Source organism: Sphingomonas radicis, from assembly GCF_051400635.1.
Lineage (GTDB): Bacteria > Pseudomonadota > Alphaproteobacteria > Sphingomonadales > Sphingomonadaceae > Sphingomonas.
The window spans coordinates 545,480-571,420 of the sequence record NZ_JBLFFG010000002.1 but is presented as its reverse complement, the minus strand read 5'-3'; the positions used below and the strand labels follow the sequence as shown (position 1 = coordinate 571,420).

Below are 25,941 nucleotides of genomic sequence, written 5' to 3'. Positions count from 1 at the left end.
ACGCCATGGCCACTCAGGCTGTTACCGACGCGAGCTTCGATGCGGATGTGCTGCAGGCCGAAAAGCCCGTGCTCGTCGATTTCTGGGCCGAGTGGTGCGGGCCGTGCCGCATGATCGCCCCCGCGCTCGAAGAGCTTGCCGCAGAGCTCGGCGAGAAGGTGAACATCGTCAAGATCGACATCGACGAGAACCCCGACGCGCCGACCAAGTACGGCGTCCGCGGCATCCCCACGATGATCCTGTTCAAGAACGGCCAGCCCGCCGCGACTCAGGTCGGCGCGCTGCCCAAGAACGGCATCAAGCAGTGGATCGAACGCGAGCTTTGATCCGTTCGGGACAGGCGAGCGCGATCACGCTGCTCGCCTGCCTTGCCGCATGTGTGCCGAACGCGGCCGAGAATCTGTCAGAGATGGATCGGGCCGCGCTGGCTAATCCAAATCTACCGCAAAGCTTTAAGGACGAAATTCGCCGCTGTCCGACGCGCGAGAGACGCGAGGGCGAGTTCACTGTTGTCGATAGAAGCCCGGATCGCCAGTGCGTGGATTTCGCCGCTCCGCGCGAATTCACGGGCATTTGGATCGATGAATTCGAGGGCTCTCGATTTGTCGAAGGCGTTCGCGACACCAGCGCGCTGCCTGGTTTTGACCAAGGTAAGCGGGTCTGGCTCGAAATCGACGACGAGAGCCGGATGCCGAAGGCGTGGCGGCGCGAACCCAGTCAGCAGCTATATCGCGTGCGTTTTCTTGGTCGTGCATCGCGCGATCAGGATAGGCCGGAGGCCATGGGATACGGACATCTCGGGATGAGCCACGGGCTCGTGCTGGTCGACGAGATGCACGAGATGACGCCCCTCTAATCCAACCCCCGCGTATCCGGCCGAAACTTCTCGTGCCGCGGCAGTTCGTCACACGCCTCTGCCCAGCCGATCCGGCTCGCGTAGAAGATGTGGAACCCCGGAACGACAGCGTCCGGAGCGTCCAGCGTCGCGATAGAGAAGTCCACCGTCTCCGGCTGGTGCTGCACCTGCATCAGGAAAGGCGTCCCGCACCCGGTGCAGAACCGCCGATGCCCGAAGTCGCTCGACACCACGGTGCCCACCAGCTCGGCGCCTTCGACGAACACGAAATCCCCGATCGGCACCGTGGCAAAGGCCATCGCCGGGCTTCCCGAGCTCAGTTGGCAGGTTCTGCAATGGCACCAGCCGGCGTCGAAAGGCCCGGACAGCAGCCGATAGCGCACCTTGCCGCAGAGGCACCCGCCTTCCATGCCCGCTCCCTTTCGCTTCAGCTCCGATAATCGGCGTTGATCGAGATATACCCGTGGGTGAGATCGCAGGTCCAAACGGTCGCGCGGCCCTCGCCGATCCCCAGGTCCACTCCGATCTCGATCTCTCGCCCTTTCAGATGCGCGGCGACCGGCGCTTCGTCATAGCCCTCGACCGCCAGTCCGCCCTGCGCGACCTGCGTCGTGCCGAAGCGGATCGCCAGCTTGTCGCGTTCGGCAGGCTCGCCGGCCTTGCCGACCGCCATCACCACCCGGCCCCAGTTGGCATCCTCGCCCGCGATCGCAGTCTTCACCAGTGGTGAATTGGCGATCGACATGGCGATGCGGTGGGCGCTGCGGTCGCTCTCGGCGCCTTCGACGGTGATCTCGATCAGCTTCTGTGCGCCTTCGCCGTCGCGCACCACCAGCAGCGCGAGCTGGTGGCAGAGGTCGGCAAGCGCGGCGCGGAAGGCATCGGCACCGGCATCGTCGTCGCTCGCCAGCGGCGCGTTCCCTGCCTTGCCCGTGGCGAAGGCGAGCACGGTGTCGCTGGTCGACGTGTCCCCGTCCACGGTGATGCACGAGAAAGTCTTTGTGTTAGCATCGCTTAGCGCACGTTGTAGAAACTCGGGTGCAACTGCCGCATCGGTGAAGACGAACCCCAGCATCGTCGCCATGTCGGGCGCGATCATCCCCGAACCCTTGATGATCCCGACGAGGTTGACGGTGCGCCCGTCCACCACCGCCTGCGTCACTGCAGCCTTGGCGAAGGTGTCGGTGGTCATGATCGTCGCCGCGGCGTCTTCCCAGCCGCACGGCTCGGCGGCGAAGGCGGCGGCGAGCCCGGCTTCGCTCTTGTCGATCGGCAGCGGTACCCCGATCACGCCCGTCGAGGCCAGGAACACGTCGGAGGGCTCGCAACCCAGATGCTGTGCTGTGCGCGCGGCGAGATTCTCCACCGCGGCGCGGCCCCGATCGCCGGTGAAGGCATTCGAGTTGCCGGCATTGACCACCAGCGCACGCGCCCGGCCGAGCACCAGCGCCTTGCGGCACCATTCGACCTCGGGCGAGGGGCAGCGGCTCTGCGTCAGCACGCCCGCGACGCTGGTGCCTTCGTCGAGTGCGACGAAGGTCAGGTCGCACCGGTCCCACGCCTTGTACCGCGCCCGCGCCACGCGGAGCGTCACGCCGGGAATCGCCGGCAGGGTGGGGAAGGAGGCGGGGGCGAGGGGAGAGCGTTCGATGGACATGGTCTTGCCTGCTGATAGGGTGCGTCCGCTTCGGGCAACGGGGGGCAAAGATCAATGATTTTGGCGGCGCCTCGGCCGAAGTGATCGGCGGTAGCCCCCGGCGCGTTGGCGGGCGAGATATGGTTAGGCCGCATCAACGTTCGGCAAGATCTTCCCTCGCCCCTCCGGAGGAGGGGAGAGGGTTGCGCAGACTTAGGTCTTGCGAAGCAAGGCCTTAGTCGGAGCTGGGAGGGGTGAGCGGCTGCACAGCAGCCGCGCGGAGCTTCGCTCCGCTCTGCCCCTCTCCAACCTCCGCTAGGCGCTGAAGTGCCTAGCTCCGGTATCCTCTCCCCTATCAAGGGGAGAGGAAGTTTTGGGCGGACACATGAGTGTCTACGCCTCCCGCGCTTGGCGCTGCGCCACATCCCGCATTCGCTCGACATAGCGCTGGCAAAGTAGGATTTGATCTGCTTTTGTTCTGATATGGGCAAGTTGCTACTCTCTCACCGGGTCGGCCAGCGCCGCGTCCCCGCCACTGCAGCGTGGGTGGCGCCTCGCCGCCGCGTCAGTGCGGCTTTCCTGCCGCTTAGGTGCCGCGTGAGTGGCGCATCGGTGCTGCGTAGCTGTCGCGTCGTTGTAGCGTGGGTGCCGCGTCACTGTAGCGTCACCGTAGCGTGGGTGTAGCGTCAGTGCCGTGTCGGTGCCGCTTTGCTGTAGCTTCGCTGCCGCTTTGTCGGCGCTTCCCTGTCGCGTCCGGAGAAAAACGCCTTATCGTGTCAAGCTAGTGTCAAGTTCCGGCCAAACCAGATCGAGCGCGTGGCGCCCCGCCCCCGCCTCGGCCCGCACCAGGTCCGTCATCGCCTTCTCGGCGCGCTTGGAACGGAAATCCCGGCGAAAACGTCTCGCGGACGGAGCTTTTGATTAGACGAACGCCATACGGCGCACTATGTCGCTGCCTCCTGCTGTGAGAGGGCCGATTTGAACCTGCTGCTTCTCCTGACTGCGTTGTTCGCGAGCCTGACCGGTGGCGGTTCGGGCGATCGTGCGCTGCGTCAGGTGCAGGGTGTCGCCGTGGCCCGCGCGGCCGAGGCGGTGCAGGTCGCGGTCGATCCCGCGCAGCGCGCGCTTCCTTCGGTGATCCGTGAAGGCCGCGCTACTCAGCAGCGCAAGCTGCTTCCGCAGACTCGCACGGCGCCGCTTGCAGCGACCCATCTGCCTTTCGAGCGTCGGCTCGAATAGCTGCAGTGCGCGGCGCGCCGATGTAGCGCGCCTTTCCTAATTGCGCATGATGCGGGCAGCGGCCGATGCCGTGCCTGCTTGACCAACATTCAGATACGACAGGAAAATTCCATGTTCGGCGGCCTGGCCAAGACTCTATTCGGCTCCTCCAACGAGCGCTACGTCAAGTCGCTCGGCAGCATCGTCCAGAAGATCAACGCGTTCGAGCCTGCCATCTCGGCAATGGACGACGCGACGCTCGCAAATCAAACCGTGCTGTTCCGGGAGCGGCTCGCGAACGGCGAGAAGCTCGACAATCTGCTTCCCGAAGCTTTCGCCACGGTGCGCGAGGCGGCGGTGCGTGTGCTCGGCATGCGCCACTTCGACGTGCAGATGATCGGCGGCATCGTCCTCCACCGCGGCGAGATCGCCGAGATGCGCACTGGTGAGGGCAAGACGCTGGTCGCCACGCTCGCCACCTATCTGAACGCGCTGCCAGGGCAGGGTGTGCACGTCGTGACCGTGAACGATTATCTCGCCAAGCGCGACGCCGAATGGATGAGCCAGATCTATGGCTTCCTCGGCCTCACCACCGGCGTGATCATCCCCAACCTCACCGATCAGCAGCGCCGCGACGCCTATGCTGCGGACATCACCTACGGCACGAACAACGAGTTCGGCTTCGATTATCTGCGCGACAACATGAAGTACGAGCGCGCCTCGATGGTGCAGCGCCCGTTCAATTTCGCGATCGTGGACGAAGTCGATTCGATCCTGATCGACGAGGCGCGGACTCCGCTGATCATCTCGGGCCCCACCGACGACAAGTCCGAGCTCTACATGGGCGTCGATGCCGTCGTGAAGCAGCTCGTTCCGGAGGATTACGAAAAGGACGAGAAGCAGCGCACCGTCGTCCTCACCGAAGACGGCACCGAAAAGGTCGAACGGATCCTCGAGACCGCAGGGCTGCTCGTCGGCGCCAACCTCTATGATTTCGAGAACACCCAGGTCGTCCACCACCTCAATCAGGCGCTGCGCGCGAACGTGATGTTCAAGCGCGACATCGATTACATCGTGAAGGACGACAAGGTCATCATCATCGACGAGTTCACCGGCCGCATGATGGACGGGCGCCGCTGGTCGGATGGCCTGCACCAGGCGGTCGAGGCAAAGGAAGGCGTGCGGATCGAGCCCGAGAACCAGACGCTCGCCTCGATCACCTTCCAGAACTATTTCCGCATGTACCCCAAGCTCTCGGGCATGACCGGCACCGCGGCGACCGAGGCGCCGGAGTTCTTCGACATCTACAAGATGAACGTCGTCACCATCCCGACCAACCTGCCGGTTGCGCGCGTCGACGAGGAAGACGAATTCTACAAGACGACGCAGGAGAAGTTCGCGGCGATCGCGAAGAAGATCCGCGAGCATTCGGCGAAGGGCCAGCCGGTGCTCGTCGGCACGGTCTCGATCGAGAAGAGCGAGCTGCTTTCCGAATTCCTCAAGAAGGAAGGCGTCGAGCACGCCGTGCTCAATGCCCGCCACCATGAGCTGGAAGCGGGCATCGTCGCGCAGGCGGGCCGACTGGGCGCCGTGACGATCGCCACCAATATGGCGGGCCGCGGCACCGACATCCAGCTCGGCGGCAACCTCGAGTTCCGCATCCACGACGAGCTGGAGGGTATGGAGGAAGGCCCGGCGCGCGATCAGGCGATCGAGCAGATCAAGGCCGAGATCGCCGCCGAGAAGGAGCGCGTGAAGGAAGCCGGCGGCCTGTTCGTGCTCGGCACCGAGCGTCACGAGAGCCGCCGTATCGACAATCAGCTGCGCGGTCGTTCGGGCCGTCAGGGCGATCCCGGCCTCAGCCGCTTCTATCTGAGCCTCGACGACGATCTGCTGCGCATCTTCGGTTCGAACACGCTGTTCGCCAAGATGATGCGCAGCAATATCGAGGATGGTGAAGCGATCGGCTCCAAGTGGCTTTCGAAGGCGATCGAGACTGCCCAGAAGAAGGTCGAGGCGCGCAACTATGACATCCGCAAGCAGGTCGTCGAATACGACGATGTGATGAACGATCAGCGCAAGGTCATCTACGAGCAGCGCGCCGACATCATGGATGCCGATACGGTGGGCGAGGTCGTCGAGGACATGCGCCACGAGACGGTCAACGCGATCGTCGGCGAGGCCTGCCCCCCGAACAGCTATCCCGAGCAGTGGGATATTGCCGGGCTCAAGGAGAAGGTGCTCGCGACGCTGGGCGTCGAAGCGCCGGTGGACGAATGGGTGGCGGCCGAGGACGGCCTCGAGCCCGAAACCGTCGAGGAGCGCATCCGCGCCGCGGCAGACGCGCTGGTGACCGCCAAGTCCGATGACCTCGATCCCGAGACCTGGACTCAGATCGAGAAGTCGATCCTGCTCCAGAACCTCGATCATCACTGGAAGGAGCATCTTTCGATGCTCGACGCGCTGCGCCAGGTGATCCACCTGCGCGCCTATGCGCAGAAGACGCCGATCAACGAGTATAAGCAGGAAGCGTTCGCGCTGTTCGAGCGCATGCTGTCGAACATCCGCGAGGATGTGACGCGCACGCTGGCGCACGCGCAGTTCCGCATGGCGCCGCCGCCCGAGCTTCCCGAGCTGCCGGACTTCCTGACGACGCACATCGATCCGCTGACCGGCGAGGACAACAGCGGCGACTATGATGGCGGCGCGGCCGGGCTGGTTGCGGCCAATCTTCCGCCGATGGCCATCCCGCGGCCGTCGCTGGAGGACGTGGGCGACGATCCGGCGCAATGGGAAGGCCGAGTGAGCCGCAACGCGCCGTGCCCCTGCGGATCGGGCCGCAAATACAAGCACTGCCACGGCGCACTGACCGCCTGAACGAAAACACCTCCCCGAGCGGGGCTCGGGGAGGTGTTTCGAACGATTGGTTTCGGATCAGCGCTGGGTGGGGCGCTGGATCTGGGGTCCAAGCCGGTTGAGCACGTCGCGGGCATCGAACGCGCGGACGTTGTCGGGCTTGGGCCCGCGTCCCATCACGATCTCGGCGACTGCCTCATATTGGCGGACGGTGCGATAGTCGAAGTCGCGGTCGTTCCAGAAGGGATCGTCCCAGAACGGATCCCAGGTCCGCCAGCCCCAGCGCGGGCGATAATAGCGCCAATAGGGGCTCCAATAGCCCCAGGGTCCGGGGCCATAGGCGCTGGGGGTGCGCCGGATCTCGGTCTTGGCCTCGGTGTCGCGGTCGGCCAGGATGAAGTGATCGAAGCCCTGCTGCACGGTCAGCTCGGCAGCACGATAGAGCAGGTAGCGCTCCACCGTCTCGCGCGAGGTGATGGTGTTGCCGGCGAAGCTGACGCGGAAGCGGTTGGATTCGATCTGCTCTTCCGAATAGCCCATCCGCGACGAATTGGTCGCCGGCTGGTAGGGCGTAGCAGTCATGCAGCCCGCGAGCGCCGCGCTTCCCGCCAGGGCTGCAGCGAGCGCCGCCAGGCGTGAACGCTTGATGATGCCTTTCAGCATGATTCCTCCGATATTTAGACGAGGGGCAGGGTGCCTATCGCCAGTCGAACGCGCGCGAACACCGGAATGTTCATGAGCGGGGACACGATGAACTGTGCTCGATCATCGATTGACCGAGGCTGAACAACTGCTTAGCCGAGCCGTTCCGGCACCTCCGTCGCTTCTTCGATGAGTTTCTCCCGTCGGACCATCGCTTCCCAGGGAAAGATGAACCAGTCCTTGGTCACGAGACGGTCGATGGCGCGGAATCGATAGTCGACGCGCTCAGCCGAACGAATATTGTCGAGCAGCACCGCGAAGCGAACATTCGCCATCTCAGCGCCACGCTCCACCAGCGCCTGCCGAAGCTCACCAATCGTGCGGCCGCTGTCGTTGATGTCCTCGACGAACAGCAGCCGGTCGCCCTGAAGGCTGCGCTGGGCGAGCACCGCGATCAGCTCCTCGCCGAACTGGGCGATGCGCGCCGAATGGTCGATCGAAACCAGCGGCAGGTCCATCCGATGCGAGAAATAGACCGCGGGCGCCAGTCCTCCGCGACCCACGCCCACCAGCAATGTCGGTCGCCATTCGTCGGCTTCCATCGCCGCAGCCAACGCATGGATACCTTCCACCATCTCGTCGTGGGTGAAATGCGTGAAGACGATGTCGCTCACCGGTGCATCTCCGCATAGGCATCCAGCCTGCCGAGATGCGCCGCGACTGCCTCGTCCGGGAGGAAGGAGCCGAGAAAGCTGTTGCGCGCCAGCGTCACCAGCTCGCCGCGCCCGAGCCCTCGCCCGCGCGCCACCGCGCGATAGTTATCCGCGACATAGCCCCCGAAATAGGCCGGATCGTCCGAATTGATCGTGGCGCGCAGACCCAGTGCGAGCATCCGGTCGATCGGATGCTCCTCGATCGCGTCGACGACGCAGAGCTTGAGATTGGAGAGTGGGCACACGGTGAGTGTCATCGCCGATCGCGCCAGGCGGGCGACGAGCTCCGGGTCTTCCAGACAGCGGTTGCCATGGTCCAGCCGATCGACCTGGAGCAGGTCGAGCGCGTCGCGGACATATTCCGGCGGCCCCTCCTCGCCCGCATGGGCGACGCGCTTGAGCCCCATCGCTGCGGCGGCTGCGAATACGCGTTCGAACTTGGCAGGCGGATGCCCCAGCTCCGAGGAGTCGAGACCGACCGCCTCTATCCTGTCGAGCCAGGGCTGCGCCTGGCTCAGCGTCCGGAACGCATCCTCTTCGTCGAGGTGGCGCAGGAAGCAGAGGATCAACTTCGAGGTGATCCCGTGCCGCGCCTCTGCCTCCGCCATGCCGGCGAGCAGCCCGTTGGCGACGACGCCGAAGGGAACGCCGCGGTGCGTGTGGGTCTGGGGATCGAAGAAGATCTCGGCATGCACGACGCCATCCGCGGCGGCGCGCTCGAAATAGGCAAGGGCGAGATCGCGGAAATCCTCCTCGGTGCGAAGCACGTCGGCGCCGGCATAATAGATGTCGAGAAAGTCCTGCAGGTTCGAGAAATTATAGGCGGCGCGCACTTCCTCCACCGAGGCGAACGGAATCTCCACGCCATTGCGCCGCGCGAAGGCGAACATCTGCTCGGGCTCCAGACTGCCTTCGATGTGGAGGTGGAGCTCGGCCTTGGGCAGGCCGGTGATGAAAGCGTCGAGATCGCGCATTGCGGGGACCATTGCAGGCGCGCGAACGCCGCGCAAGCGGGAGCAGCTGAGACGGGTCGTGCGTTTAGCCGGACATGCCCTCCAGCGTGATCCGCGACTGGCAATATGACGAGGCCGCCCACCGCCTCGACATCACTTTCGTCAGCGGCAAGCGCTACAGCTATCATCAGGTCCCGCCGCGGATCGCGCAGGGAATGCGGAAGGCCACCTCCAAGGGCGGCTATTTCAACCGGCGCGTCCGCGACCGGTTTGCATTCACCCAGCGCTAGCACTGCTACGCACTTGCGCCGCTTTTCGTGTGCAAGTACGTTCCACATATGAAAATAGTTGCGAGGTGCTGCCGCTTTTCCGATCAACAGCCAGAGGAGAGGCGTTCGTGACCAGGCTGACGTCCAAGCGCGCACTCGTGACCGCCGCGGGGCAGGGGATCGGGCGGGCAATCGCTGAGGCTTTTCTGGTGCAGGGCGCTTCGGTTTTCGCCGTAGATCGGGACGCGGCGCTGCTCGAGTCTTTCGATCATGCGATCGTCCAAGACCTGACTGCAAAGGACGCAGCAGAGGCGATTTTCGCGCAGACCGGCCCCGTGGATATTCTCGTCAACGCGGCAGGCATGGTGCATGCCGGCACCGTGCTCGATTGTACCCGCTCCGATTGGGATGCCGCCTTCGCGCTGAACGTCACCGCGATGTTCGAGCTCGCCCGGGCGTATCTCCCGGCAATGGTGGAGCGCGGCGGCGGTTCGATCGTCAATATCGCCTCGGTCGCCTCGTCGATCATCGGCGTGCCCAACCGATTCGCCTATGGCGCTTCCAAGGGCGCCGTGATCGGCATGACGAAGGCGATCGCGGCCGATTTCGTCGCGCAGGGGGTGCGCTGCAACGCGATCTGTCCCGGCACAGTCGAGACTCCGTCGCTGCTGGAGCGCGTGCGCGAGCAGGCGGAGCGCTCGGGCGCGAGCTATGACGAAACCTATCAGGCATTTGCGTCGCGCCAGCCTGCCGGGCGGCTCGCGCGGCCGGAGGAGATCGCCTCGCTCGCGGTTTATCTCGCCTCCGACGAGAGCGCGTTCGTCACCGGCACCACGGCAGTGATCGACGGCGGATGGACGGTGCTGTGACGCGACCGGAGCATTTCGCATGAACCTGGATCTCGCCGACAAGGTGGTGATCATCACCGGCGGCGCGCGGGGCATCGGCGCGGCGATTTCGAATGTCGTAGCAGAGGAGGGCGCAATCCCGGTGATCCTCGACCGCGAGGCGCCGGGTTCGGATTTGGCCGCGAGCACCGCGGTGTTCTTCGAAGTCGACGTGAGCGACGATGCCGCCTGTGCCGATGCCGTGGGCCAGACCGCCAGGCGGTTCGGCCGGATCGACGGGCTGGTGAATAACGCCGGCGGCAACGATCATATCGGGCTCGACGCGGGCACCGCCGAGTTCTCGCAATCGGTACTGCGCAATCTCTCGTCGCATTATGCGATGACGCACCATTGCCTACCGCACCTGCGCCGGTCGCGCGGCGCAATCGTCGGCATCGCCTCCAAAACGGCAGTGACCGGGCAGGGCGGAACCAGCGGCTATGTCGCTGCCAAGGCCGGTGTGCTGGGGCTCACCCGCGAATGGGCGGCGGCGCTCGCCAAGGACGGGGTCCGCGTCAACGCAGTCGTTCCCGCCGAAGTGATGACGGCTTCCTACGAGCGCCATCTCCAGCGTTTCGATGATCCCGATGCCGCGCTGCAATCGATCCTGAAGAGCATACCGCTGGGTCATCGCATGACGAGCCCGCGCGAGATCGCCGATACGGTGGTATTCCTGCTCTCGTCGCGCGCGAGCCACACGACCGGCCAATGGGTGTTCGTCGACGGGGGATACACGCACCTCGATCGCGCGCTCGACGGAAACGAATAAAAGAAGATGGGAGAGCGAGGATGGCATCGAAAGCAATGGTCGCCGGGGCGGAGTCCCGGACGCCTTCCTATGTGCCGGCGATCGTCCTCACCATAAGCCTCTTCTTCCTCTGGGGTGTCGCCAACAATCTCAACGATATCCTGATCGCCCAATTCAAAAAGGCGTTCGTTCTCTCGGATTTCGGCACCAGCTTCGTCCAGCAGGTCTTCTATCTCGGCTATTTCCTGCTCGCGATTCCAGCCTCGTTCCTGATGCGCCGCCATGGGTACAAAGCCGCGATCATCACCGGGCTGCTGCTGTATGGCGCGGGCGCGCTGCTCTTTTATCCGGCGGCGGCAGCGCAACAATATCTGCTGTTCCTGCTCGCGCTGTTCGTCATCGCGTCGGGACTCGCGTTCCTCGAGACATCGGCCAACCCGCTGATGACCGAACTCGGCGATTCCGCGGGCGCGGCGCGGCGGCTTAACTGGGCGCAGGCCGCCAACCCGCTCGGCGCGATCACCGGCATCCTGATCGGCCGCAATTTCATCCTTTCCGGCATCCAGCATGATGAGGCGGCGATCGCCGCAATGCCGGCCGCCGAGCGGACCGCTTATTATCAGATGGAAGTGCTTGCGGTGCAGGGGCCGTATTTGTTCCTCGGCGCCCTCGTGCTGTGCTTCGCGCTCGCGGCGATGCTGATCCGCTTCCCCACTGGAGAGACGGCACACATGGAGGAGGGGAGTGGCGGCCACCGCTTCTCCGAATTGTTCGCCAAGCCGCGCCTGCTCTTCGCCACGTGCGCCCAGTTCTTCTACGTCGGCGCGCAGGTCGGCGTGTGGAGCTACACGATCCGCTATGCGCAGGCGAACGTGCCGGGCATGGGGGAGAAGGCCGCGGCCGACATGCTGTTCGTGTCGCTGCTGCTGTTCGCGCTCGGGCGCTTCATCGGCACTGCGCTGATGGCGCGGGTGCGTCCCGCGGTGCTGCTGGCGGTGTTCGCGACGATCTCGCTCCTGCTCGCCGTCTTGGCGGCGGCGGGCGGCGCGACCGGCCTCTACGCGCTGGTGGCGCTCAGCTTCTTCATGTCGATCCAGTTCCCGACGATCTTCGCGCTCGGGGTGGAGGGGCTCGGCCCGCTGCGCAAATGGGGGTCCTCGCTCATCATCATGGCGATCATCGGCGGCGCGGCGCTCACTGCGTTGATGGGCTGGACCTCGGACCGGACGAGCATCGCCACGGCGATGCTGGTGCCCGCCGCGGCCTTTGCAGTCATTCTCGCCTTTGCGCTCTTCGCGCGCCGGAACGCTGTAGCCCCGGCAGGTGTAACGGTCTGAGGGTACGGGGCGTCTCTATTCCTTGCCGCTGCCGGGCTCGGCCATGCCGCGGTGCATCTCGGCGAGCACCGATTGGGGAACGACCCCCGATCCGGCAACCTGGAGCTTGTTGCTGAGGCCGGAGACGATATGGCCCTTGCCGGCCATCAGCGCGTTCCAGCCGTCCTTTGCAACCTTCGCCGGATCGGCCTTGTGCTCGCTCTGGCCGACCGCGGTGTCGAGCATATCGGCGCGGGCGAAGAATTCGGTATCGGTCGGGCCCGGCATCAGCGTGGTGAGGGTGACGCCCTCCACGTCCTTGATCTCGTTCCGCAGCGCTTCGGTGAAATTGTCGAGGAATGCCTTGGTCGCGTTGTAGACAGCGTTGAAGGTGCCGGGGATGTAGCCCGCGATCGAACCGGTCACCAGGATCTTGCCGTCCCCCCGCGCCACCATCTGCCTCAGCACCTTTTGCAGCAGATAGAGGGTGCCGGTGATGTTGGTGTCCACCGCGTGGCGCCACACCGATACTTCCTGGTCCAGGAAGGCGCGGCCGGTCCCGGTGCCCGCATTGGCGAACAGCAGGTCAATATGCCGCCCGCCGGCCGCATCCAGTAGTCGATCGACGCCCTCGAACGTCGCCAGATCGGCCTCGACCGGGGTGACCTGCACGCCGAACTGTTCGAAGTCCCGCGCCGCTGCGTCGATCAGCGGCTCGTTCGCGACCACCACCAGGTCATAGCCTTGTTTGGCTGCCAGCGAGGCGAGCTCGAACCCTATGCCGGTCGAGGCGCCGGTGACCATTGCCAGCTTGTTGGCCATCGCGCCTTACTCCGCCGCCAGCGCGAGGTCGGGCTTGAGAACCACCTTCGTCACTTCGTTCTGGTTGTCGTGGAACATCTTGTAGCCCCTGGGCGCCTCCTCCAGCGGAAGCGTGTGGCTGATCAGGAAGGTGGTATCGATCTTCCCCTCCGTGATCGCGTTGAGCAGCCCGGGCATGTAATGCTGGACGTGGGTCTGGCCGGTCTTGAGCGTCAGCCCCTTCTCCATCAACGCACCCAGCGGGAATTTGTCGACAAAGCCGCCATAGACGGCGGGCATCGATACGCGCCCGCCCTTGCGGCATGCGATGATCGCCTGGCGGATCGAATGCGGGCGGTCCGTGCCGAGGAAGGTCGATGCCTTGATCTGGTCGATGACATTGTCGACGAACAGTCCATGTGCCTCGAGCCCCACTGCGTCGATGCACGCATCTGGGCCGATTCCGCCGGTCATCTCCATCAGCGCTTCGTAGGTCTTGGTCTCCTCGAAGTTGATCGTCTCGGCGCCGAACTTCCTCGCGAGCTCCAGCCGGTTCGGGAAATGATCGATCGCGATCACCCGCTCGGCGCCCATCAGGAACGCCGACTGGACCGCGAACAGACCCACCGGGCCGCAGCCCCATACCGCCACCGTGTCTCCCGGCTCGATCTCGGCGTTCTCCGCGGCCATCCAGCCGGTGGGCAGGATGTCCGAAAGGAACAGCACTTTCTCGTCTTCGATGCCGTCCGGGATCACGATCGGCCCCACGTCGCTGAACGGCACTCGGACATATTCGGCTTGGCCGCCCGAATAGCCGCCGGTCATGTGGCTGTAGCCGAACAGGCCGGACATCGGAGTGCCGTAAAGCTCCATCGCGATGTCCTGATTGTCGGCGGGCAGGCTGTTCTCGCACGCCGAATATTGGTGCTTCCCGCAATGATAACAGGCGCCGCACGAGATTGTGAAAGGCACCACCACGCGTTGCCCCCTCCGGAGCGTCGACTTGGGGCCCACCTCGACCACCTCGCCCATGAACTCGTGGCCTAATATGTCGCCCGCCATCATCGTAGGGATATAGCCGTCGTACAGATGCAGGTCGGAGCCGCAGATTGCGGTGGAAGTCACCTTGATGATCGCGTCGCGCGGGTTGAGGATTTCGGGATCGTCGACGGTATCGACGCGCACGTCGTGCTTCCCGTGCCAGGCCAGGGCGCGCATCAGTTCTTCCCTTCTTCCTGGAGGCGGCGATTGCGCGCGCCGGTGGCGATTTCCCCGGTTTCCATCAGCTGCTTGAAGCGGCGAAGATCGCGGCGGGCCTGGATCGCGGGCTCGCGCTGGAACATCTTCGCGATCACCTTGCCGATGATCCCCGCGGGCGGATCATAGAGGATCGTCGCGGTTACGATCGTGCCGCGATCCCCCTGCGCGTCGCGGAACTCGATCCGCCCGCTGTTGGGAACGTCTGCGCCCTTGTCGGATGCCCAGGCGATGAACGCGCCTTCCTGCTCGTCGGTGATGGTCGCGGTCCACTCGACGGTCTTCCCGGCGGGCGCCTTGACTACCCAATGCGAACGCTTCCTGTCGAGCACATCGACGCGTTCGACATTCTCCATGAAGCGCGCGAGATTGGCAAAATCGCGCCAGAAGGCGAAAAGCTCGCTGCGGGGGCGGCTTATCGTGACGCTCCGCCCGACGAGCGTGTCGCCTCTGTTCTCGACCAAAGCATCAGTGGCGGCATCTACTGCCGCGGATTGATGCTTGGAGGCGGCAAGCGGAGCATCATCCGCGAGTGCCGGCTCGATCGTATCGGCCATGGCGGTCTCCCTTCCGAAGTTGCCTCCAGAACGAAGTGCCCGCCCGGCCCGTTCCCGCGATTTTCTAGAACTGGAAGTTCACCGCCAGTGCGAACGTGCGGCCGAAATAGGAAGTGTAGAGCGGGTCCTGCCGCGTGGTGTCGGTATAGAGGTTGTTCTGCTCGTTGGTGATGTTGGACACCTCGGCGATCAGCTTGATGTTCTCGCTGAGGTTGTACGAGGCCGACGCATCGACGAAGATCGAGCTCGTCGCGCCGTTTGCGTCGCTGTCCTGCGGTCCCGGGATGCCAGTGAGATAGCCGGCACGATAGTTGACGGTCGAGCGGATGCTGAAGCGATCATCCTCATAATAAACCGTACCGCTGGCCGTTTCCGGCGACAGGCCGACGAGGGGCGCGGTCACGGTCAGCGTCGGTTGGCCGGTGGCGGGGTCGGTTTGCAGGATGTAGTTGATGTTCGACCGTACCCGGGTGAAGTTGCCGAGCACGCCCAGGTTGCTGAGGAAGCCGGGCAGGAAGCGCAACGGCAGTTGCAGGTTCACTTCGAACCCGCGCAGCGGACCGCCGGGCGTGTTGTTGCTGCGCGAGAAGTTGAACAGTTCGTCCGGGCTCGCGGTGCTGCCCGAGAGCAGCGAGAGCGGCAGATTGAGCGCGCTGAACGGCACCAGCTGGTTCGTGTTCTGGATGTAGGTCTCGATGTCCTTGTGGAAATAGGCGACCGACAGCAGCGAGCCCGGCGCAAAATACCATTCGAGCGCCGCGTCGAAGGTATTGGCGCGGATCGGATCTAGGAACGGGTTGCTGGCCGATCCGGTACGGATGACGGCGTTGACGCTCGCGCTCGGGATCAGCTGGCCGTAGGAGGGGCGTGACATCACACGCGCCGCGGACAGGCGGCCGATCAGGTTGGACGTCAGGTCGACCGCGACGTTGACTGAGGGCAGCCAGTCCTCATAGGAGCGCTCGACGGTGGTGAGGACGCCCAGCGTCGGATAGGGCGATCCGGCCGGTGCGTTGACCGGAATCGTCCCCTCGGTGTGCAGCTCGGTACGAACGTAGCGGACGCCGGCGTCGCCGCGGATCGCGATCGGCAGGGTATCCTCGGTGCTGAATTTCACCATCAGATAGCCCGAGGTATATTTCTCCTCGACCTTGCCATAGCCGCTGCCGCATTCGATGCCGCAGTATTTATAGGTGTTGTCGAAATCCACCGCTCTGCGGAACTTGTCGGGATCGATCGCGGCAAAATCCTGCATGTTGCCGCCCAGATTGTCGGCGACTCCGCTGGTGATGAAGGTCAGGTCGCTCAGCGAAACACCGGCCGGTAACGTCTGGGGCAAGCGCTGGGACGGGATCAGGTCATATTGGCGTTGGGTATAGTCGCCTGTGCGATACTGGCCGCCGGCCTGCAGCGTGAAGCCAGGTGCGGCTTCCCATTCGGTGTTGAGTTCAAACGTCTTGCTGACGATCGTATTACGACGATCGAAGCTGGAGATCTGGCCGCGCTGATTGCCGTCCGGCAGCGGTGGTCCATAGGAAAAGATCGATGCGTCGGTTGGGTCTACGCCGTAGCTCAGCTTCGGAGTTTCGGGATTGTCGCGGAAGTCGATCGAGAAGTTGTCGGTGTCATTGGCGTCCATCGCCACTTGCAACTTGTTGACCTGCAATATCGAATCCGAAATGCCGGCGAGACCGTAGACACGGAAGCTGTCGGAAAACCGGTGATCGAAGTTGAGGTTGATCTGGCGGAAGGTGGAGGTAAATTTCTCGTTCTGCATTTCCGAGCGCAGATCGACGCCATCCCACAAACCGTAGATCAGCGAACCCTGGTCGTCGACTTCGATGTCCTTGATCGACATCATGGGCTGCCCACCGTTCGACAAGGTGCGGCCCATCGAGCGTGCGTCCAGCATCGTATCGAGGCGATCGACCTTGAACCGGGAATAAAGGCCGTCGATCGAGATGTCGGTGCGGTCGCTCGGCTTCCACTGCAGCGTCAGCGATCCTGCGATACGCTCCTGCTCCTGGCTCGACTTGACCGGGCGCGGCAGGCGCGGAAGGAACACGCCGCCACCGGGCCGCCCCGACACGCCGGTGCGGCTCATGATATAGTCATATGCCTCCTTGGTGCTGGTGCGCGGATTGCCGGTGCTGCAATTGTTCGCGTCGGCGCCGACCGAAACGCCCGGGTTGCCGACCGTGTTATTCGGGCCGGGACTGGTGACGGCGACGCCCTGATAGGTGTAACCGATCGGGGTACAGAACGGAAAGATGATCGAGGTCGCGGTCGTCTGGCCCGGCAGCAGGACCGACTGGGACTGGCCGGCAACATAGGTCGGCAGGATATCGACTGCCGAATAGGCATATTCTTCGATATGCCGCTTCGAATAGGCGATGCTGCCGAGCACGCCGAACGTGTCGCCGAACTTCTTCGCCACCAGCGCGGACAGGCGCGGGTCGGCCTTCTTGCTGATGTCGTTGTAGATACCGCGCGCGGTGCCGGAGAAGGTGAAATCTTCCTTCTGGTCGAACGGCTTGGGCGCACGCAGGTCGACCGTCGCGCCCAGCGATCCTTCCTCCACGTCTGCGGAGGTCGTCTTGCGCACCGAGAGCGACGAGAAGATCTCGGTTGGGAAGGTGATGAAATCGAACGAGCGGCCCGAGCTGACTCCGCCGCGAATGTCGCTACCGCTGACCTGCGAGACGCCTTCCATCCCGTTGATCCGCACGCGGGTAAACTGCGCACCGAGTCCGCGCACCGAAATGTTCCGGCCTTCGCCGCCGTCGCCGCGCGACAGTGCCACACCGGGAACGCGCTGCATGGATTCCGCCAGGTTGGAATCCGGGAATTTGCCGATGTCTTCCGCGACGATACTGTCGACCGCCGCAGTCTCCTGCCGTTTCAGATTGAGCGCGCTGTTCAGCGAGGCTCGGAAGCCGGTAACGATGATTTCCGATTCCTGCGGAGGCGTATCGGCTTGCGGTGGGGCGACGGAGTTCTCTTCGTCCGTCTGAGCGGCTTCCGGCGCGGGGGTTTGCTCGCCCGTTTGTCCTGCGGCGGGTGACGCCAGCAAGAGGCTCATGAAACTCGTCGAAATCAGCAGCCCACGCTTGTTGCAGCCGTTGCAGCTCATATCGCCTCTCCCAATAGGCCCAGGCCCTGGAGATCTGTCCAGGACGGTAGCTGACAGGTTGCTTTTATTGGCCAGCTAGAGAAGCAGGTATCATCGCCAATTATATATGACAATAGTGCCTGACATGTTGCGGGAGCGGGTCAGGCCAAATTCGGCGCGAGCAGCACTTGACTTACCTTGGTGAGGTTCGCTGTCGCCTTTGGGAATTAAGAAGGACGGGACCTCTCGTTGCCCGAGGGGCGATTCCGGTATCAGACCGAGCGACGGGCCAGCGCGCGCCGCCGTTGATCGGTTTCCGCACGCGCGCGTTCGACTGCCTCGGTTTCGGTCACGTCGAGAAGATGATCGATGACGCGAGTGAGGTGGTCGCGCATCGCGTTGCGGGCGTCGACCGGCGATCGGGCTTCCAGCGCGCTCAGGATGCGGCCGTGCTCGGCCATGCGATTCTCCGTTCCCAGACTCCCTGCCTTCAACAGCACTTCGCGCGCCAGCGGCGAGCGGAAGCGCAGGTCCCAGAAGTCGGTTACGGCCGAGATGATGACTGCGTTGCCGGTCGCTTCGGCAATGGCGATGTGAAAGCGGCGATCGGCTGCCTCGGCGATAACGGTATCTTCCTGCGCCATCTGCGCTAGCAAAATACGTAATTCTTCCAATTGCTTCTCGTCGATCTCCGTCGCAGCAACCGCCGCGACTTCGCCCTCCAGAAGCCGTCTCGCCTCGGTGATCTCGAACGCGCCGATATCGAGTTCCTCATCCACCTCGGCGGTAGAGGAGGCGAGCACGAACACTCCGGACCCCTTTCGCGCTTCGACGATGCCCTGCATCTCCAGCGCGATCATCGCTTCCCGGATCGTCGGGCGACTGACCTTGAACCGCTCGGTGAGGTCGCGCTCGGCGGGAAGGCGCGATCCCACGGGGAAAAGGCCGTTGGAGATATCGGTGATGATGGCCTGCACGATCTTGCGATACAGTTTGCCACCGCGTTCAGCCGCTCGCATTTCATCCCCCATCGATCGGCGGAGCGTCCTGCCCGCCAGAGATTCCCATGATGGGCCCATCCTACTTTGCTCCGCGCGGTTTGTCTTCAAGTTCCCTGATAAATTGCCTGACATCCTATTGCACGTGGTCCGACCACCATCTATTGGAGAAGCAGGAGAGGCCGCCGGCGGCTACGACGAGCGGCACATAACACGAGAGCGTCAAGGGTTCGCCGATCTGCTCTCGGAACAAGGGGTGAGGAAAACGCCATGGCTCGAGGATTCGCTTTTCTGGCCCTGGTCGCAGCGCCGCTCGTCGCCGCGGCTCCCATTCCGGCCGCTGCCCAGGCCCAGGCGCAATGGCGCGACATAACCCCGCGCGCCGATTTGGCCGGCTGGCACGCCACTGGCGGAAACGCCACTTTCACCGTCACGAATGGCGAAGTCATAGGGCGCGCGGCGCCGGGCTCCGCCAACAGCTGGCTAGTGTCGGACGCGCTATACGGCGACTTCATCCTCGAATTCGAAGCCAGGACGGATCCGATGCTCAATTCCGGAGTAATGATCCGCGGGCAGAGCAGGCCTGACTATCGCAACGGCGTTGTCCACGGATATCAGGCCGAGATCGATCCGTCGGCGCGTGGCTGGAGCGGAGGCATCTACGACGAGCAGCGCCGTCAGTGGCTCTACACGCTCGGCCGCAACGATGCCGCACGGCGGGCTTTCCGTTCGGGTGACTGGAACCGCTACCGGATCGAAGCGATCGGCAATCGTCTGCGAACCTTCGTGAACGGGGTGCCGGCAGCCGACATCGCCGATGATACCGACGCGCGCGGTTTCATCGCGTTCCAGGTCCACGCCATCTCCGATGCGGAAGCGAGCCGGGGCCCCGAAGTGCGCTTCCGCAACATCCACGTCATCACCGATGCGCCGGCTCGTTTCGCTTCGCCGTCCACCGGGCTGGAGCAGCAGGGGTGGCTGGCCAACCAGCTGACCGATGCCGAGCAGCGCGCCGGCTGGAAGCTGCTGTGGGACGGCAGGACGACCAGCGGCTGGCGCAGCGCCAAGGCACAGGAATTTCCGAGCAAGGGCTGGTCGATCCGCGACGGCGTGCTCTCGGTCGATGGGGCGGACGGCGCCGAATCGACCAATGGCGGCGACATCATCACGACGCACGAGTATCGGAATTTCGAGCTGTCGGTCGATTTCCGGCTCACGCCCGGCGCCAACAGCGGGATCAAATATTTCGTCGATCCCGATCTGCTGAAAGGCGAGGGGTCGGCGATCGGGCTGGAATATCAGCTGCTCGACGACGCGCGCCACCCAGACGCCAAGATGGGCCGCGACGGCAACCGGACGCTGGGATCGCTTTACGACCTCATCACTGCGCGGAACCTGTCCGATCCGGCCAGTCCCAACAAAAGGTTCAACCCGCCCGGCGAGTGGAATCGCGCCGTGATCCTGGTCCGCGGCCGCCGCGTCGAGCACTGGCTGAACGGCTTCAAGGTGGTGGAATATGAGCGCGGATCGCCCGAATTCCGCGCGCTCGTCGCCCAGAGCAAATATGCCAAATGGCCGAAGTTCGGCGAATGGGAGACCGGCCCTATCCTGCTCCAGGATCACGGCAACCGCGTGGACTTCCGCTCGATCAAGCTGCGCGAACTGTGAAGGGACCGGAATCGATGCTGGACCGCCGGACGATGATCAAGGGCGCAGGCGCGGCGCTGAGCGTGACGATCAGCGCACGCAGCTACGCCCGGATCAAGGGCGCTAACGATCGCCTGAACGTCGCGGTCATCGGCGTGAATGGCCGGGGACAGGCGCATATGAGCGCCTTTTCCAAGCTGCCGAACGTCGAGATAACCCATCTGGTGGATGTCGATTCGCAGGTGCTTGCCAAGCGTGCGGGGGAGTTCGCGGCCAAGGGACATGCCGCGCCGAAGACCGAGCGCGACTATCGCCGGCTGCTCGACAGCAAGTCGGCGGATGTCGTGACGGTCGCCACGCCGGACCATTCGCACGCCAAGCTGGCGATCGATGCGATGGACGCCGGCAGGCACGTCTATATCGAGAAGCCGATCGGCATGGCGCCGGCAGAAGGCGAAGCGCTGATCGCCGTGCAACGGCGCACTGGGCGGCATCTGCAGGTGGGCAACCAGCAGCGATCGAGCCAGGAGACGCACCAGCTGGCGGACCTGATCCGCGCAGGCGAGCTGGGCGACGTGTACGAGGCGCAGACCTGGTACGCCAACAATCGCGTTTCGATCGGCCGCGGGCAGGAAGTTCCGCCCCCGGCGCATCTCGACTGGGATCTATGGCAGGGGCCGCGCCCCCGCGGCCCTTATCGCTCGAACCTGGTGCACTACAATTGGCACTGGTTCTGGAAGTACGGCACCGGCGAGCTCTGCAACAATGCGATGCACGAGCTGGATGTAGCGCGCTGGCTGATGGGGCTGACCTATCCCACTACAGTCACGGCGCGCGGATCGAGGCAGTTCTTCCGCGGCGACGACTGGGAGATGTACGATACGCTTGCGCTCGATCTGGCCTATCCGGACAACCGGAGGATCCGTTGGGACGGGCACAGCTGCAACGCCATGCAGCGCTATGGCCGCGGCCGCGGCGTGCTGCTGCTGGGCACCAAGGGATCGGCGATCGTCGACCGCAACGGTTTCGAGTTGTTCGATCTGGCGGGCAAGCAGCTTCGACAGGTGGCTGCGGCGGCGAGCTCGGAAACCACAGGGACGGTTGGCGAAGGCGCGCTCGACGTCTATCACACCGGCAATCTGGCCGATGTGATCCGCGGCCGGGCAAAGGCACTCGCTTCGCCGATCGAGGAGGGGCATATCAGCACGTCGCTCTGCCATCTGGGCAACATAGCATATCGCACCGGCACGACGCTGTCGCTGGATGCGAAGACGGGCAGGCCCTCGAGCCCGGAGGGCATGAAGCTGTGGTCGGTCGACTATGAGCCAGGCTGGGAGGTCAAGGCCTGACGCCCGCGCCAATCACGACGCAGGTCGAGCGGTTCGTCGCAATGGGTACCCGGATCGAATTGCATCGATTCGGCGCGTCGGATGACGGTGCGCTGATCGAAGCGCGGCGCGCGATCGAGGCGGTCGACGACACGCTGACGATTCATCGTCCTTCCGCAACGACTGCGCTCAACAAGAGTCTGATGAATGGCCGGGAAGCGGCCATCGACGACCCGCTGCTGCTCGATGCGCTGGTCGAGATCGAAGAAGCGCACGCGCTGACGCAAGGCTTGTTCGATCCCGCGGCCGATGTCCGCCTGGCAGGAGCAGGGTGGGGCGCGATCGCATTCGATCGCGGCAATGCCCGCATCCGGGCCTCGCGGCCCGTCGCACTCGATTTCGGTGGCTTCGGCAAGGGTTTTGCGCTCGATCGGGCGTGCGATGTCTTGCGAAGTGCAGGCGCCGGATCGGTGCTATTGTCGGCAGGGGAGAGCTCGATTGCGGTCGTCGGCGAGCATCCCCTGGGCGGCGGATGGCCGTTCGCGATCCCGGATCCGCTGCGGCCCGACCGGACCCTCCTTGAGCTGGAGTTGAGGGACGAAGCGCTGTCCTTCTCGTCTACGGTTGGTGCGGGGACCAATGCTCCGGATCGCGCCGCGATGATCCGCCCGACCGACAGCACGATCGTTACCGACCGGCGCACTACTATTGCCGTGCAGCGCAGCGGCGCACAGGCGGAGGCGATGAGCACTGCCTTACTCGTCGCCGACGACGAGCAGGCGAGCCGCCTGCTCGATGCGCAGCCGCGCTGTTTCCTGTTTGATTTCACCCGTGAGGCGGCGACGCGCCTTTCGCCAGCGAGGACCGCTATTCAATGATCGACAAGGAATTTGACCTCTCGCGACGGGCCTTCATCGATCGTGTGCTGACGGCATCTGCGGCTACGGGAATGGCCACTGCCGCCCCATGGGCTGCCTTTGCCGCCCGCGCCCAGCCGGCGGGAGCCGATCGTGTGCGCCTCGGCGTGATCGGTACGGGTGACCGCGGCCGGACACTGATCCGGAACATCGCCAAGACCCGCAACTGCACGGTGGCGGCGATCTGCGACAATTATGAGCCGCATCTGGCGCGGGGCCGCGCATTGCTCGATCCCGCCACGCGCGCCTTTGCCGATCATCGCGCGATGCTGGATGCTGGCGGGCTCGATGCCGTGGTCATCGCGACGCCGCTCCATGTCCACGCGCGGCAGAGCCTCGACGCGTTCGACGCCGGGCTGCACGTGTGGTGCGAGAAGGCAATGGCGCGGACGATCGACGATTGCAGCGCGATGGTGAGGGGGAGCCAGCGAAGCCGCAAGGTGCTGCAGATCGGGCATCAGCGGATGTTCAACCCGACCTATCTGAACGCGCTTCAGCGCGTGAAGGCGGGTGAGATCGGTCCGATCACCCAGATCCGGGCGAGCTGGCATCGCAACAACAGCTGGCGCCGTCCGATTCCCGCTGGGAGCGATCTCGAGCGCAGGATCAACTGGCGATTGTACCGCGAAAGCTCTGCCGGGCTTATGACCGAACTCGCCACCCATCAGCTCCAGGTCGCGAACTGGTTCCTCGAGGCCGCACCGACCCGCGTGATCGGATCGGGAAGCATCTGCTTCTGGAAGGATGGCCGCGAAGTCTATGATCATGCCGCGCTGGTCTATGACTATACAGGCGGCAGGAAGCTCGTCTGGACCTCGCTGCTGAACAATGCCCGCTACGGTTGCGAGGAGCAGATTCAGGGAAGCAAGGGCACGATCGAGCCTGAGCTGGGCCGGATCTTCAAGGAAAATCCGCCTGGCGTCCGCGCGCTTCGGAAGATGACGGAAGATGTGAAGCAGGGCCAGAAGCGCCCCGTGCCGATCGGCGGCGCGACCTGGTTCCCCGAACTGCCGGTGACTACGCCCGGCGAGTCGCTCGGCTGGGGCGAATATGACGAGACGATGCTGCAGTTCGAGGCGTTCGGCGAGGCGGTCCGCAGCGGCACCCCGGTGCCCGGCATGCTGCGCCAAGCCTATTGGGCGAGTGTGGCATCGTTGTTGGGCGAACAGGCGATGGATAGCGGTCAGGCGGTCGACTGGCCGTCATCGCTTGTCACGGTCTGACTCCGAAGGCCAGGCCCGCTATTCTCCCTGACGCGCTGCGAGCCCTCGTGCTTTCGATACGGGGCGCAGACGCGCGCCCGCGCGGCCTTAAGCGAAGCCGAGCCGCGTGGGGGTGCGCGTCACGGCGCTGGTGATGACCTTCTTGCCGTAAACCTTGGCGATGAGCGCGGCGTCGTCGGCGTTGTTCATCACGACGCGTGTGCCGCCGGAATGGAGCGCTTCGATGGCGCTGATCGGAACCTTGCGCTTGGCGCAGGTGGCTAGAACATGGTCTTTCGTGGCATCGATGTTGATCGCTCTGGACATAGGGTACTCCGGTTTAGCGGCGGCGCGATTGGCCGGGTGGTCTGCACGTAACCGGGCGGGCCCTTTGGAGGCCCGCCCGATCAGTTCAGCCTCAAGCGGCCTGGAGATTGACTGCCGAGGTCTTGCCGCGGTTGTCCGTCTCCAGCTCGTACGAGACGCGCTGGTCCTTATCGAGCGTATGCATGCCTGCGCGCTCGACGGCAGAGATATGGACGAAGGCGTCGCCACCGCCGCCTTCCGGCGCGATGAAGCCATAGCCCTTGTCATTGTTGAAGAATTTCACGGTTCCGGTGATCATATGGGTATCCTTTGTCCCATGCATGACGGGCATGCGCCAATGGCGGCGCATCCCGGCTTCGGTTAGCTAGAAAGGGACAAAGGGAGCAGCCGAAGCGGCCCGATATCCGTCGCATGCGACGTCAGCCCCTTGGATATAGGGAATTTGCGCCGAAAAGGAAGGGGACGACCGATTCGCGTGCAATTTGCGTTGGCATCTCAGGGGTCGAGCGGGTCGCGCGGATCGACGCGCGCGGAAAGGGCCGACGGACGAAATTCGAGCTCGGTCGGCGACAGGCGCTTGCCGACTTTGCCGGGCATATAGCCAAGCTCCCTCTGATTCCGCGCGACGAAGGCGGGACTCTCGATATTGGCGCTCTGCACCGGGTTGCAGACGATCAGCGTATCCTTGTCGAGCGGGGCGCCCATCATCATGAGCAGCCGTGCGGCGTTTCGCAGGTTGGTGGTCGTGTGCCGGGCATAGGGTTCGATCACGATCGCCTCGGCAGGCACGCCGTGCCGCTCGATCAGCGCCTTGCGCATCTCCTCGGCTTCGGTGAAGCGCGTCGCGCGGGGGTGCGCCCGGCCCCCGGTGACGATGATGAAGGGCACATCGCCCTGCGCGAACCGGTTGGCCGCGAGGCGCAGGTGGAGCTTGCCCAGCGGGCTCAGCGGCATGTCCGGGGTTTCGGGGCCCACCCCGGTGACGATCATTGCGCTGTAGCGGTATCGTTTCCAGTCGAGCGTCTTCGCGCGCGCCATCGCCGCTGCGTTGAGGCCGGAAGAAAGTGGTTCGAAGCCGATCGCGTCGGTGCGATCGTTGGTGTCGAGCAGGGCGATCGCGAACTCGATCGACGGGTCCAGCGCCTGCAGCGATCCTGCGCGCGGCGTATTCGCCAGCGCGAGCGCGGCCTTGCGGCGGGTCTGCGATTCCGCGCCGTCGGCCGGGATGCCGGAACCGTCGATCGCCGGATAGGGCGGGACGCCGCCCAATGCATAGGTGTTGATGACGACGTTGATACCCTGCACCTCACGCCCGATCCCTGCCGCCAGGTCGTCCTCGGGAAGCGACGCGGAGCGCGCGTCCGGGAGCGTGCCGAAGGCAGCTGCCAGCGCGGCGGCCTCGGCATCGCTCCACAACATCGCCTTTGCCGTGCAGGTCGCATCCTTGTCGCAGATCATGCGCCGCGCCGCGCGGTCGGCCAGCACTCGAGCGAGCTCAGGCTCGCCCGCCAGTGCGGCGGTGCCGCCGCGCTGCACCGCTCCGCTGAGCAACGGAAACAGTCGCTGCGACAACGCGTCGGCCAGCCGGTCTTGCACCGTTTCCGCTTGCACCTCGGCAGTGCGGTCCGCCCCGGCGTGAGCCGGGACGGTCGCGAGGGGAGAAGCGGCGGCCGCGAGCGCCACGGCCAGCAGTTTCACCCG

General features: G+C 64.5%; 25 protein-coding genes. 12 read left to right on the top strand and 13 right to left on the bottom strand.

The genetic code is table 11. The annotated features are described in order from the left end of the window. Positions 1 to 5 precede the first annotated feature (5 nt). Both trxA and ACMGDH_RS09550 read left to right on the top strand, forming a co-directional pair. Positions 6 to 326, top strand: a complete 321-nt coding sequence (trxA, locus tag ACMGDH_RS09555) for a thioredoxin (RefSeq protein ID WP_436827713.1) — start codon at positions 6 to 8, stop codon at positions 324 to 326. Continuing rightward, on the top strand, positions 323 to 856 hold the full coding sequence (locus ACMGDH_RS09550; RefSeq protein WP_436827712.1) for a hypothetical protein: 534 nt from the start codon (positions 323 to 325) through the stop codon (positions 854 to 856). Before trxA ends, ACMGDH_RS09550 begins: the two co-directional genes overlap by 4 nt. On the opposite strand, the gene ACMGDH_RS09545 is transcribed toward ACMGDH_RS09550, so the two are convergent. Both ACMGDH_RS09545 and argJ read right to left on the bottom strand, forming a co-directional pair. Next, positions 853 to 1,266 carry a GFA family protein gene (locus ACMGDH_RS09545; RefSeq protein ID WP_436827711.1) on the bottom strand — a complete coding sequence of 138 codons (414 nt, stop codon included), beginning with the start codon at positions 1,264 to 1,266 and terminating at the stop codon, positions 853 to 855. The genes ACMGDH_RS09550 and ACMGDH_RS09545 overlap by 4 nt on opposite strands. A 17-nt stretch (positions 1,267 to 1,283) precedes the next feature. After that, positions 1,284 to 2,513, bottom strand: a complete 1,230-nt coding sequence (argJ, locus tag ACMGDH_RS09540; protein ID WP_436827710.1) for a bifunctional glutamate N-acetyltransferase/amino-acid acetyltransferase ArgJ — start codon at positions 2,511 to 2,513, stop codon at positions 1,284 to 1,286. A gap of 957 nt (positions 2,514 to 3,470) precedes the next feature. Here argJ and ACMGDH_RS09535 point away from each other — a divergent pair. Both ACMGDH_RS09535 and secA read left to right on the top strand, forming a co-directional pair. Beyond that, positions 3,471 to 3,731, top strand: coding sequence for a hypothetical protein (locus ACMGDH_RS09535; RefSeq protein ID WP_436827709.1), 261 nt, complete (start codon positions 3,471 to 3,473; stop codon positions 3,729 to 3,731). A 111-nt stretch (positions 3,732 to 3,842) separates the two neighbouring features. Further along, the gene (secA, locus tag ACMGDH_RS09530) at positions 3,843 to 6,587 is read left to right on the top strand and encodes a preprotein translocase subunit SecA (RefSeq protein ID WP_436827708.1); all 2,745 of its coding nucleotides are present in this window, start codon (positions 3,843 to 3,845) and stop codon (positions 6,585 to 6,587) included. Positions 6,588 to 6,644: 57 nt separating this feature from the next. On the opposite strand, the gene ACMGDH_RS09525 is transcribed toward secA, so the two are convergent. The 3 genes from ACMGDH_RS09525 to ACMGDH_RS09515 form a co-directional block, all read right to left on the bottom strand. Then, positions 6,645 to 7,229, bottom strand: coding sequence for a CC0125/CC1285 family lipoprotein (locus ACMGDH_RS09525; RefSeq protein WP_436827707.1), 585 nt, complete (start codon positions 7,227 to 7,229; stop codon positions 6,645 to 6,647). A 131-nt stretch (positions 7,230 to 7,360) separates the two neighbouring features. Next, positions 7,361 to 7,882 carry a phosphoribosyltransferase gene (locus tag ACMGDH_RS09520; RefSeq protein WP_436827706.1) on the bottom strand — a complete coding sequence of 174 codons (522 nt, stop codon included), beginning with the start codon at positions 7,880 to 7,882 and terminating at the stop codon, positions 7,361 to 7,363. Next, a complete protein-coding gene (locus ACMGDH_RS09515; protein ID WP_436827705.1) occupies positions 7,879 to 8,895 on the bottom strand; it encodes an adenosine deaminase in 1,017 nt (338 codons plus the stop codon). The genes ACMGDH_RS09520 and ACMGDH_RS09515 overlap by 4 nt, the downstream gene beginning before the upstream one ends. A 74-nt stretch (positions 8,896 to 8,969) precedes the next feature. On the opposite strand from ACMGDH_RS09515, the gene ACMGDH_RS09510 reads away from it, so the two are divergent. From ACMGDH_RS09510 to fucP, 4 genes are all read left to right on the top strand, one after another. After that, positions 8,970 to 9,164: a KTSC domain-containing protein gene (locus ACMGDH_RS09510; RefSeq protein WP_436827704.1), complete on the top strand. Its 195-nt coding sequence runs from the start codon at positions 8,970 to 8,972 to the stop codon at positions 9,162 to 9,164. Positions 9,165 to 9,271: 107 nt separating this feature from the next. Beyond that, positions 9,272 to 10,012, top strand: coding sequence for an SDR family oxidoreductase (locus ACMGDH_RS09505; protein ID WP_436827703.1), 741 nt, complete (start codon positions 9,272 to 9,274; stop codon positions 10,010 to 10,012). Positions 10,013 to 10,031: 19 nt separating this feature from the next. Further along, a complete protein-coding gene (locus tag ACMGDH_RS09500; RefSeq protein ID WP_436827702.1) occupies positions 10,032 to 10,799 on the top strand; it encodes an SDR family oxidoreductase in 768 nt (255 codons plus the stop codon). A gap of 20 nt (positions 10,800 to 10,819) precedes the next feature. Then, positions 10,820 to 12,115, top strand: coding sequence for an L-fucose:H+ symporter permease (gene fucP, locus ACMGDH_RS09495; RefSeq protein WP_436827701.1), 1,296 nt, complete (start codon positions 10,820 to 10,822; stop codon positions 12,113 to 12,115). Positions 12,116 to 12,130: 15 nt separating this feature from the next. Here the strand turns inward: fucP and ACMGDH_RS09490 are convergent, their stop codons facing one another. The 5 genes from ACMGDH_RS09490 to ACMGDH_RS09470 all read right to left on the bottom strand — a co-directional run bounded on the left by ACMGDH_RS09490 (position 12,131) and on the right by ACMGDH_RS09470 (position 18,852). Beyond that, positions 12,131 to 12,916: an SDR family NAD(P)-dependent oxidoreductase gene (locus ACMGDH_RS09490; protein ID WP_436827700.1), complete on the bottom strand. Its 786-nt coding sequence runs from the start codon at positions 12,914 to 12,916 to the stop codon at positions 12,131 to 12,133. 6 nt (positions 12,917 to 12,922) lie between these two features. Then, entirely contained in the window at positions 12,923 to 14,113 is a 1,191-nt protein-coding gene (locus ACMGDH_RS09485; protein ID WP_436827699.1) for a zinc-dependent alcohol dehydrogenase, read from the bottom strand. Continuing rightward, a complete protein-coding gene (locus ACMGDH_RS09480) occupies positions 14,113 to 14,709 on the bottom strand; it encodes an SRPBCC family protein (protein ID WP_436827698.1) in 597 nt (198 codons plus the stop codon). Before ACMGDH_RS09480 ends, ACMGDH_RS09485 begins: the two co-directional genes overlap by 1 nt. Before the next feature lie 64 nt (positions 14,710 to 14,773). Beyond that, on the bottom strand, positions 14,774 to 17,842 hold the full coding sequence (locus tag ACMGDH_RS09475; protein ID WP_436827697.1) for a TonB-dependent receptor: 3,069 nt from the start codon (positions 17,840 to 17,842) through the stop codon (positions 14,774 to 14,776). Positions 17,843 to 18,093: 251 nt separating this feature from the next. Further along, positions 18,094 to 18,852 (bottom strand): FadR/GntR family transcriptional regulator, encoded by a 759-nt coding sequence (locus ACMGDH_RS09470; protein WP_436827696.1) that lies wholly within the window; start codon positions 18,850 to 18,852, stop codon positions 18,094 to 18,096. Positions 18,853 to 19,089: 237 nt separating this feature from the next. On the opposite strand from ACMGDH_RS09470, the gene ACMGDH_RS09465 reads away from it, so the two are divergent. Genes ACMGDH_RS09465 through ACMGDH_RS09450 form a run of 4 tightly spaced genes read left to right on the top strand, consistent with a single transcriptional unit; the run spans position 19,090 to position 23,934 of the window. Next, positions 19,090 to 20,487, top strand: coding sequence for a 3-keto-disaccharide hydrolase (locus ACMGDH_RS09465; protein ID WP_436827695.1), 1,398 nt, complete (start codon positions 19,090 to 19,092; stop codon positions 20,485 to 20,487). Between the two features lie 14 nt (positions 20,488 to 20,501). Then, positions 20,502 to 21,815, top strand: a complete 1,314-nt coding sequence (locus ACMGDH_RS09460; protein WP_436827694.1) for a Gfo/Idh/MocA family protein — start codon at positions 20,502 to 20,504, stop codon at positions 21,813 to 21,815. Positions 21,816 to 21,856: 41 nt separating this feature from the next. Continuing rightward, positions 21,857 to 22,672, top strand: coding sequence for an FAD:protein FMN transferase (locus ACMGDH_RS09455; protein ID WP_436827693.1), 816 nt, complete (start codon positions 21,857 to 21,859; stop codon positions 22,670 to 22,672). Next, positions 22,669 to 23,934, top strand: a complete 1,266-nt coding sequence (locus ACMGDH_RS09450) for a Gfo/Idh/MocA family protein (protein ID WP_436827692.1) — start codon at positions 22,669 to 22,671, stop codon at positions 23,932 to 23,934. The genes ACMGDH_RS09455 and ACMGDH_RS09450 overlap by 4 nt, the downstream gene beginning before the upstream one ends. Before the next feature lie 87 nt (positions 23,935 to 24,021). Here the strand turns inward: ACMGDH_RS09450 and ACMGDH_RS09445 are convergent, their stop codons facing one another. The 3 genes from ACMGDH_RS09445 to ACMGDH_RS09435 all read right to left on the bottom strand — a co-directional run bounded on the left by ACMGDH_RS09445 (position 24,022) and on the right by ACMGDH_RS09435 (position 25,938). Then, a complete protein-coding gene (locus tag ACMGDH_RS09445) occupies positions 24,022 to 24,240 on the bottom strand; it encodes a hypothetical protein (RefSeq protein WP_436827691.1) in 219 nt (72 codons plus the stop codon). A gap of 91 nt (positions 24,241 to 24,331) precedes the next feature. Continuing rightward, on the bottom strand, positions 24,332 to 24,538 hold the full coding sequence (locus ACMGDH_RS09440; protein WP_436827690.1) for a cold-shock protein: 207 nt from the start codon (positions 24,536 to 24,538) through the stop codon (positions 24,332 to 24,334). Positions 24,539 to 24,735: 197 nt separating this feature from the next. Then, positions 24,736 to 25,938 (bottom strand): YdcF family protein, encoded by a 1,203-nt coding sequence (locus ACMGDH_RS09435; RefSeq protein WP_436827689.1) that lies wholly within the window; start codon positions 25,936 to 25,938, stop codon positions 24,736 to 24,738. Between the last annotated feature and the right edge of the window lie 3 nt (positions 25,939 to 25,941).

What these genes read in the sequence shown, in the direction of transcription:
- ACMGDH_RS09460 (WP_436827694.1), top strand. Translation starts at nt 20,502, where the DNA reads ATGCTGGACCGCCGGACGATGATCAAGGGCGCAGGCGCGGCGCTGAGC.
- ACMGDH_RS09500 (WP_436827702.1), top strand. Translation starts at nt 10,032, where the DNA reads ATGAACCTGGATCTCGCCGACAAGGTGGTGATCATCACCGGCGGCGCG.
- argJ (WP_436827710.1), bottom strand. Translation starts at nt 2,513, where the DNA reads ATGTCCATCGAACGCTCTCCCCTCGCCCCCGCCTCCTTCCCCACCCTG.
- fucP (WP_436827701.1), top strand. Translation starts at nt 10,820, where the DNA reads ATGGCATCGAAAGCAATGGTCGCCGGGGCGGAGTCCCGGACGCCTTCC.
- ACMGDH_RS09455 (WP_436827693.1), top strand. Translation starts at nt 21,857, where the DNA reads ATGGGTACCCGGATCGAATTGCATCGATTCGGCGCGTCGGATGACGGT.
- ACMGDH_RS09480 (WP_436827698.1), bottom strand. Translation starts at nt 14,709, where the DNA reads ATGGCCGATACGATCGAGCCGGCACTCGCGGATGATGCTCCGCTTGCC.
- ACMGDH_RS09545 (WP_436827711.1), bottom strand. Translation starts at nt 1,266, where the DNA reads ATGGAAGGCGGGTGCCTCTGCGGCAAGGTGCGCTATCGGCTGCTGTCC.
- ACMGDH_RS09465 (WP_436827695.1), top strand. Translation starts at nt 19,090, where the DNA reads ATGGCTCGAGGATTCGCTTTTCTGGCCCTGGTCGCAGCGCCGCTCGTC.
- ACMGDH_RS09470 (WP_436827696.1), bottom strand. Translation starts at nt 18,852, where the DNA reads ATGGGGGATGAAATGCGAGCGGCTGAACGCGGTGGCAAACTGTATCGC.
- ACMGDH_RS09450 (WP_436827692.1), top strand. Translation starts at nt 22,669, where the DNA reads ATGATCGACAAGGAATTTGACCTCTCGCGACGGGCCTTCATCGATCGT.
- ACMGDH_RS09475 (WP_436827697.1), bottom strand. Translation starts at nt 17,842, where the DNA reads ATGAGCTGCAACGGCTGCAACAAGCGTGGGCTGCTGATTTCGACGAGT.
- ACMGDH_RS09525 (WP_436827707.1), bottom strand. Translation starts at nt 7,229, where the DNA reads ATGCTGAAAGGCATCATCAAGCGTTCACGCCTGGCGGCGCTCGCTGCA.
- ACMGDH_RS09445 (WP_436827691.1), bottom strand. Translation starts at nt 24,240, where the DNA reads ATGTCCAGAGCGATCAACATCGATGCCACGAAAGACCATGTTCTAGCC.
- ACMGDH_RS09485 (WP_436827699.1), bottom strand. Translation starts at nt 14,113, where the DNA reads ATGCGCGCCCTGGCCTGGCACGGGAAGCACGACGTGCGCGTCGATACC.
- trxA (WP_436827713.1), top strand. Translation starts at nt 6, where the DNA reads ATGGCCACTCAGGCTGTTACCGACGCGAGCTTCGATGCGGATGTGCTG.
- ACMGDH_RS09490 (WP_436827700.1), bottom strand. Translation starts at nt 12,916, where the DNA reads ATGGCCAACAAGCTGGCAATGGTCACCGGCGCCTCGACCGGCATAGGG.
- ACMGDH_RS09515 (WP_436827705.1), bottom strand. Translation starts at nt 8,895, where the DNA reads ATGCGCGATCTCGACGCTTTCATCACCGGCCTGCCCAAGGCCGAGCTC.
- secA (WP_436827708.1), top strand. Translation starts at nt 3,843, where the DNA reads ATGTTCGGCGGCCTGGCCAAGACTCTATTCGGCTCCTCCAACGAGCGC.
- ACMGDH_RS09440 (WP_436827690.1), bottom strand. Translation starts at nt 24,538, where the DNA reads ATGATCACCGGAACCGTGAAATTCTTCAACAATGACAAGGGCTATGGC.
- ACMGDH_RS09510 (WP_436827704.1), top strand. Translation starts at nt 8,970, where the DNA reads ATGCCCTCCAGCGTGATCCGCGACTGGCAATATGACGAGGCCGCCCAC.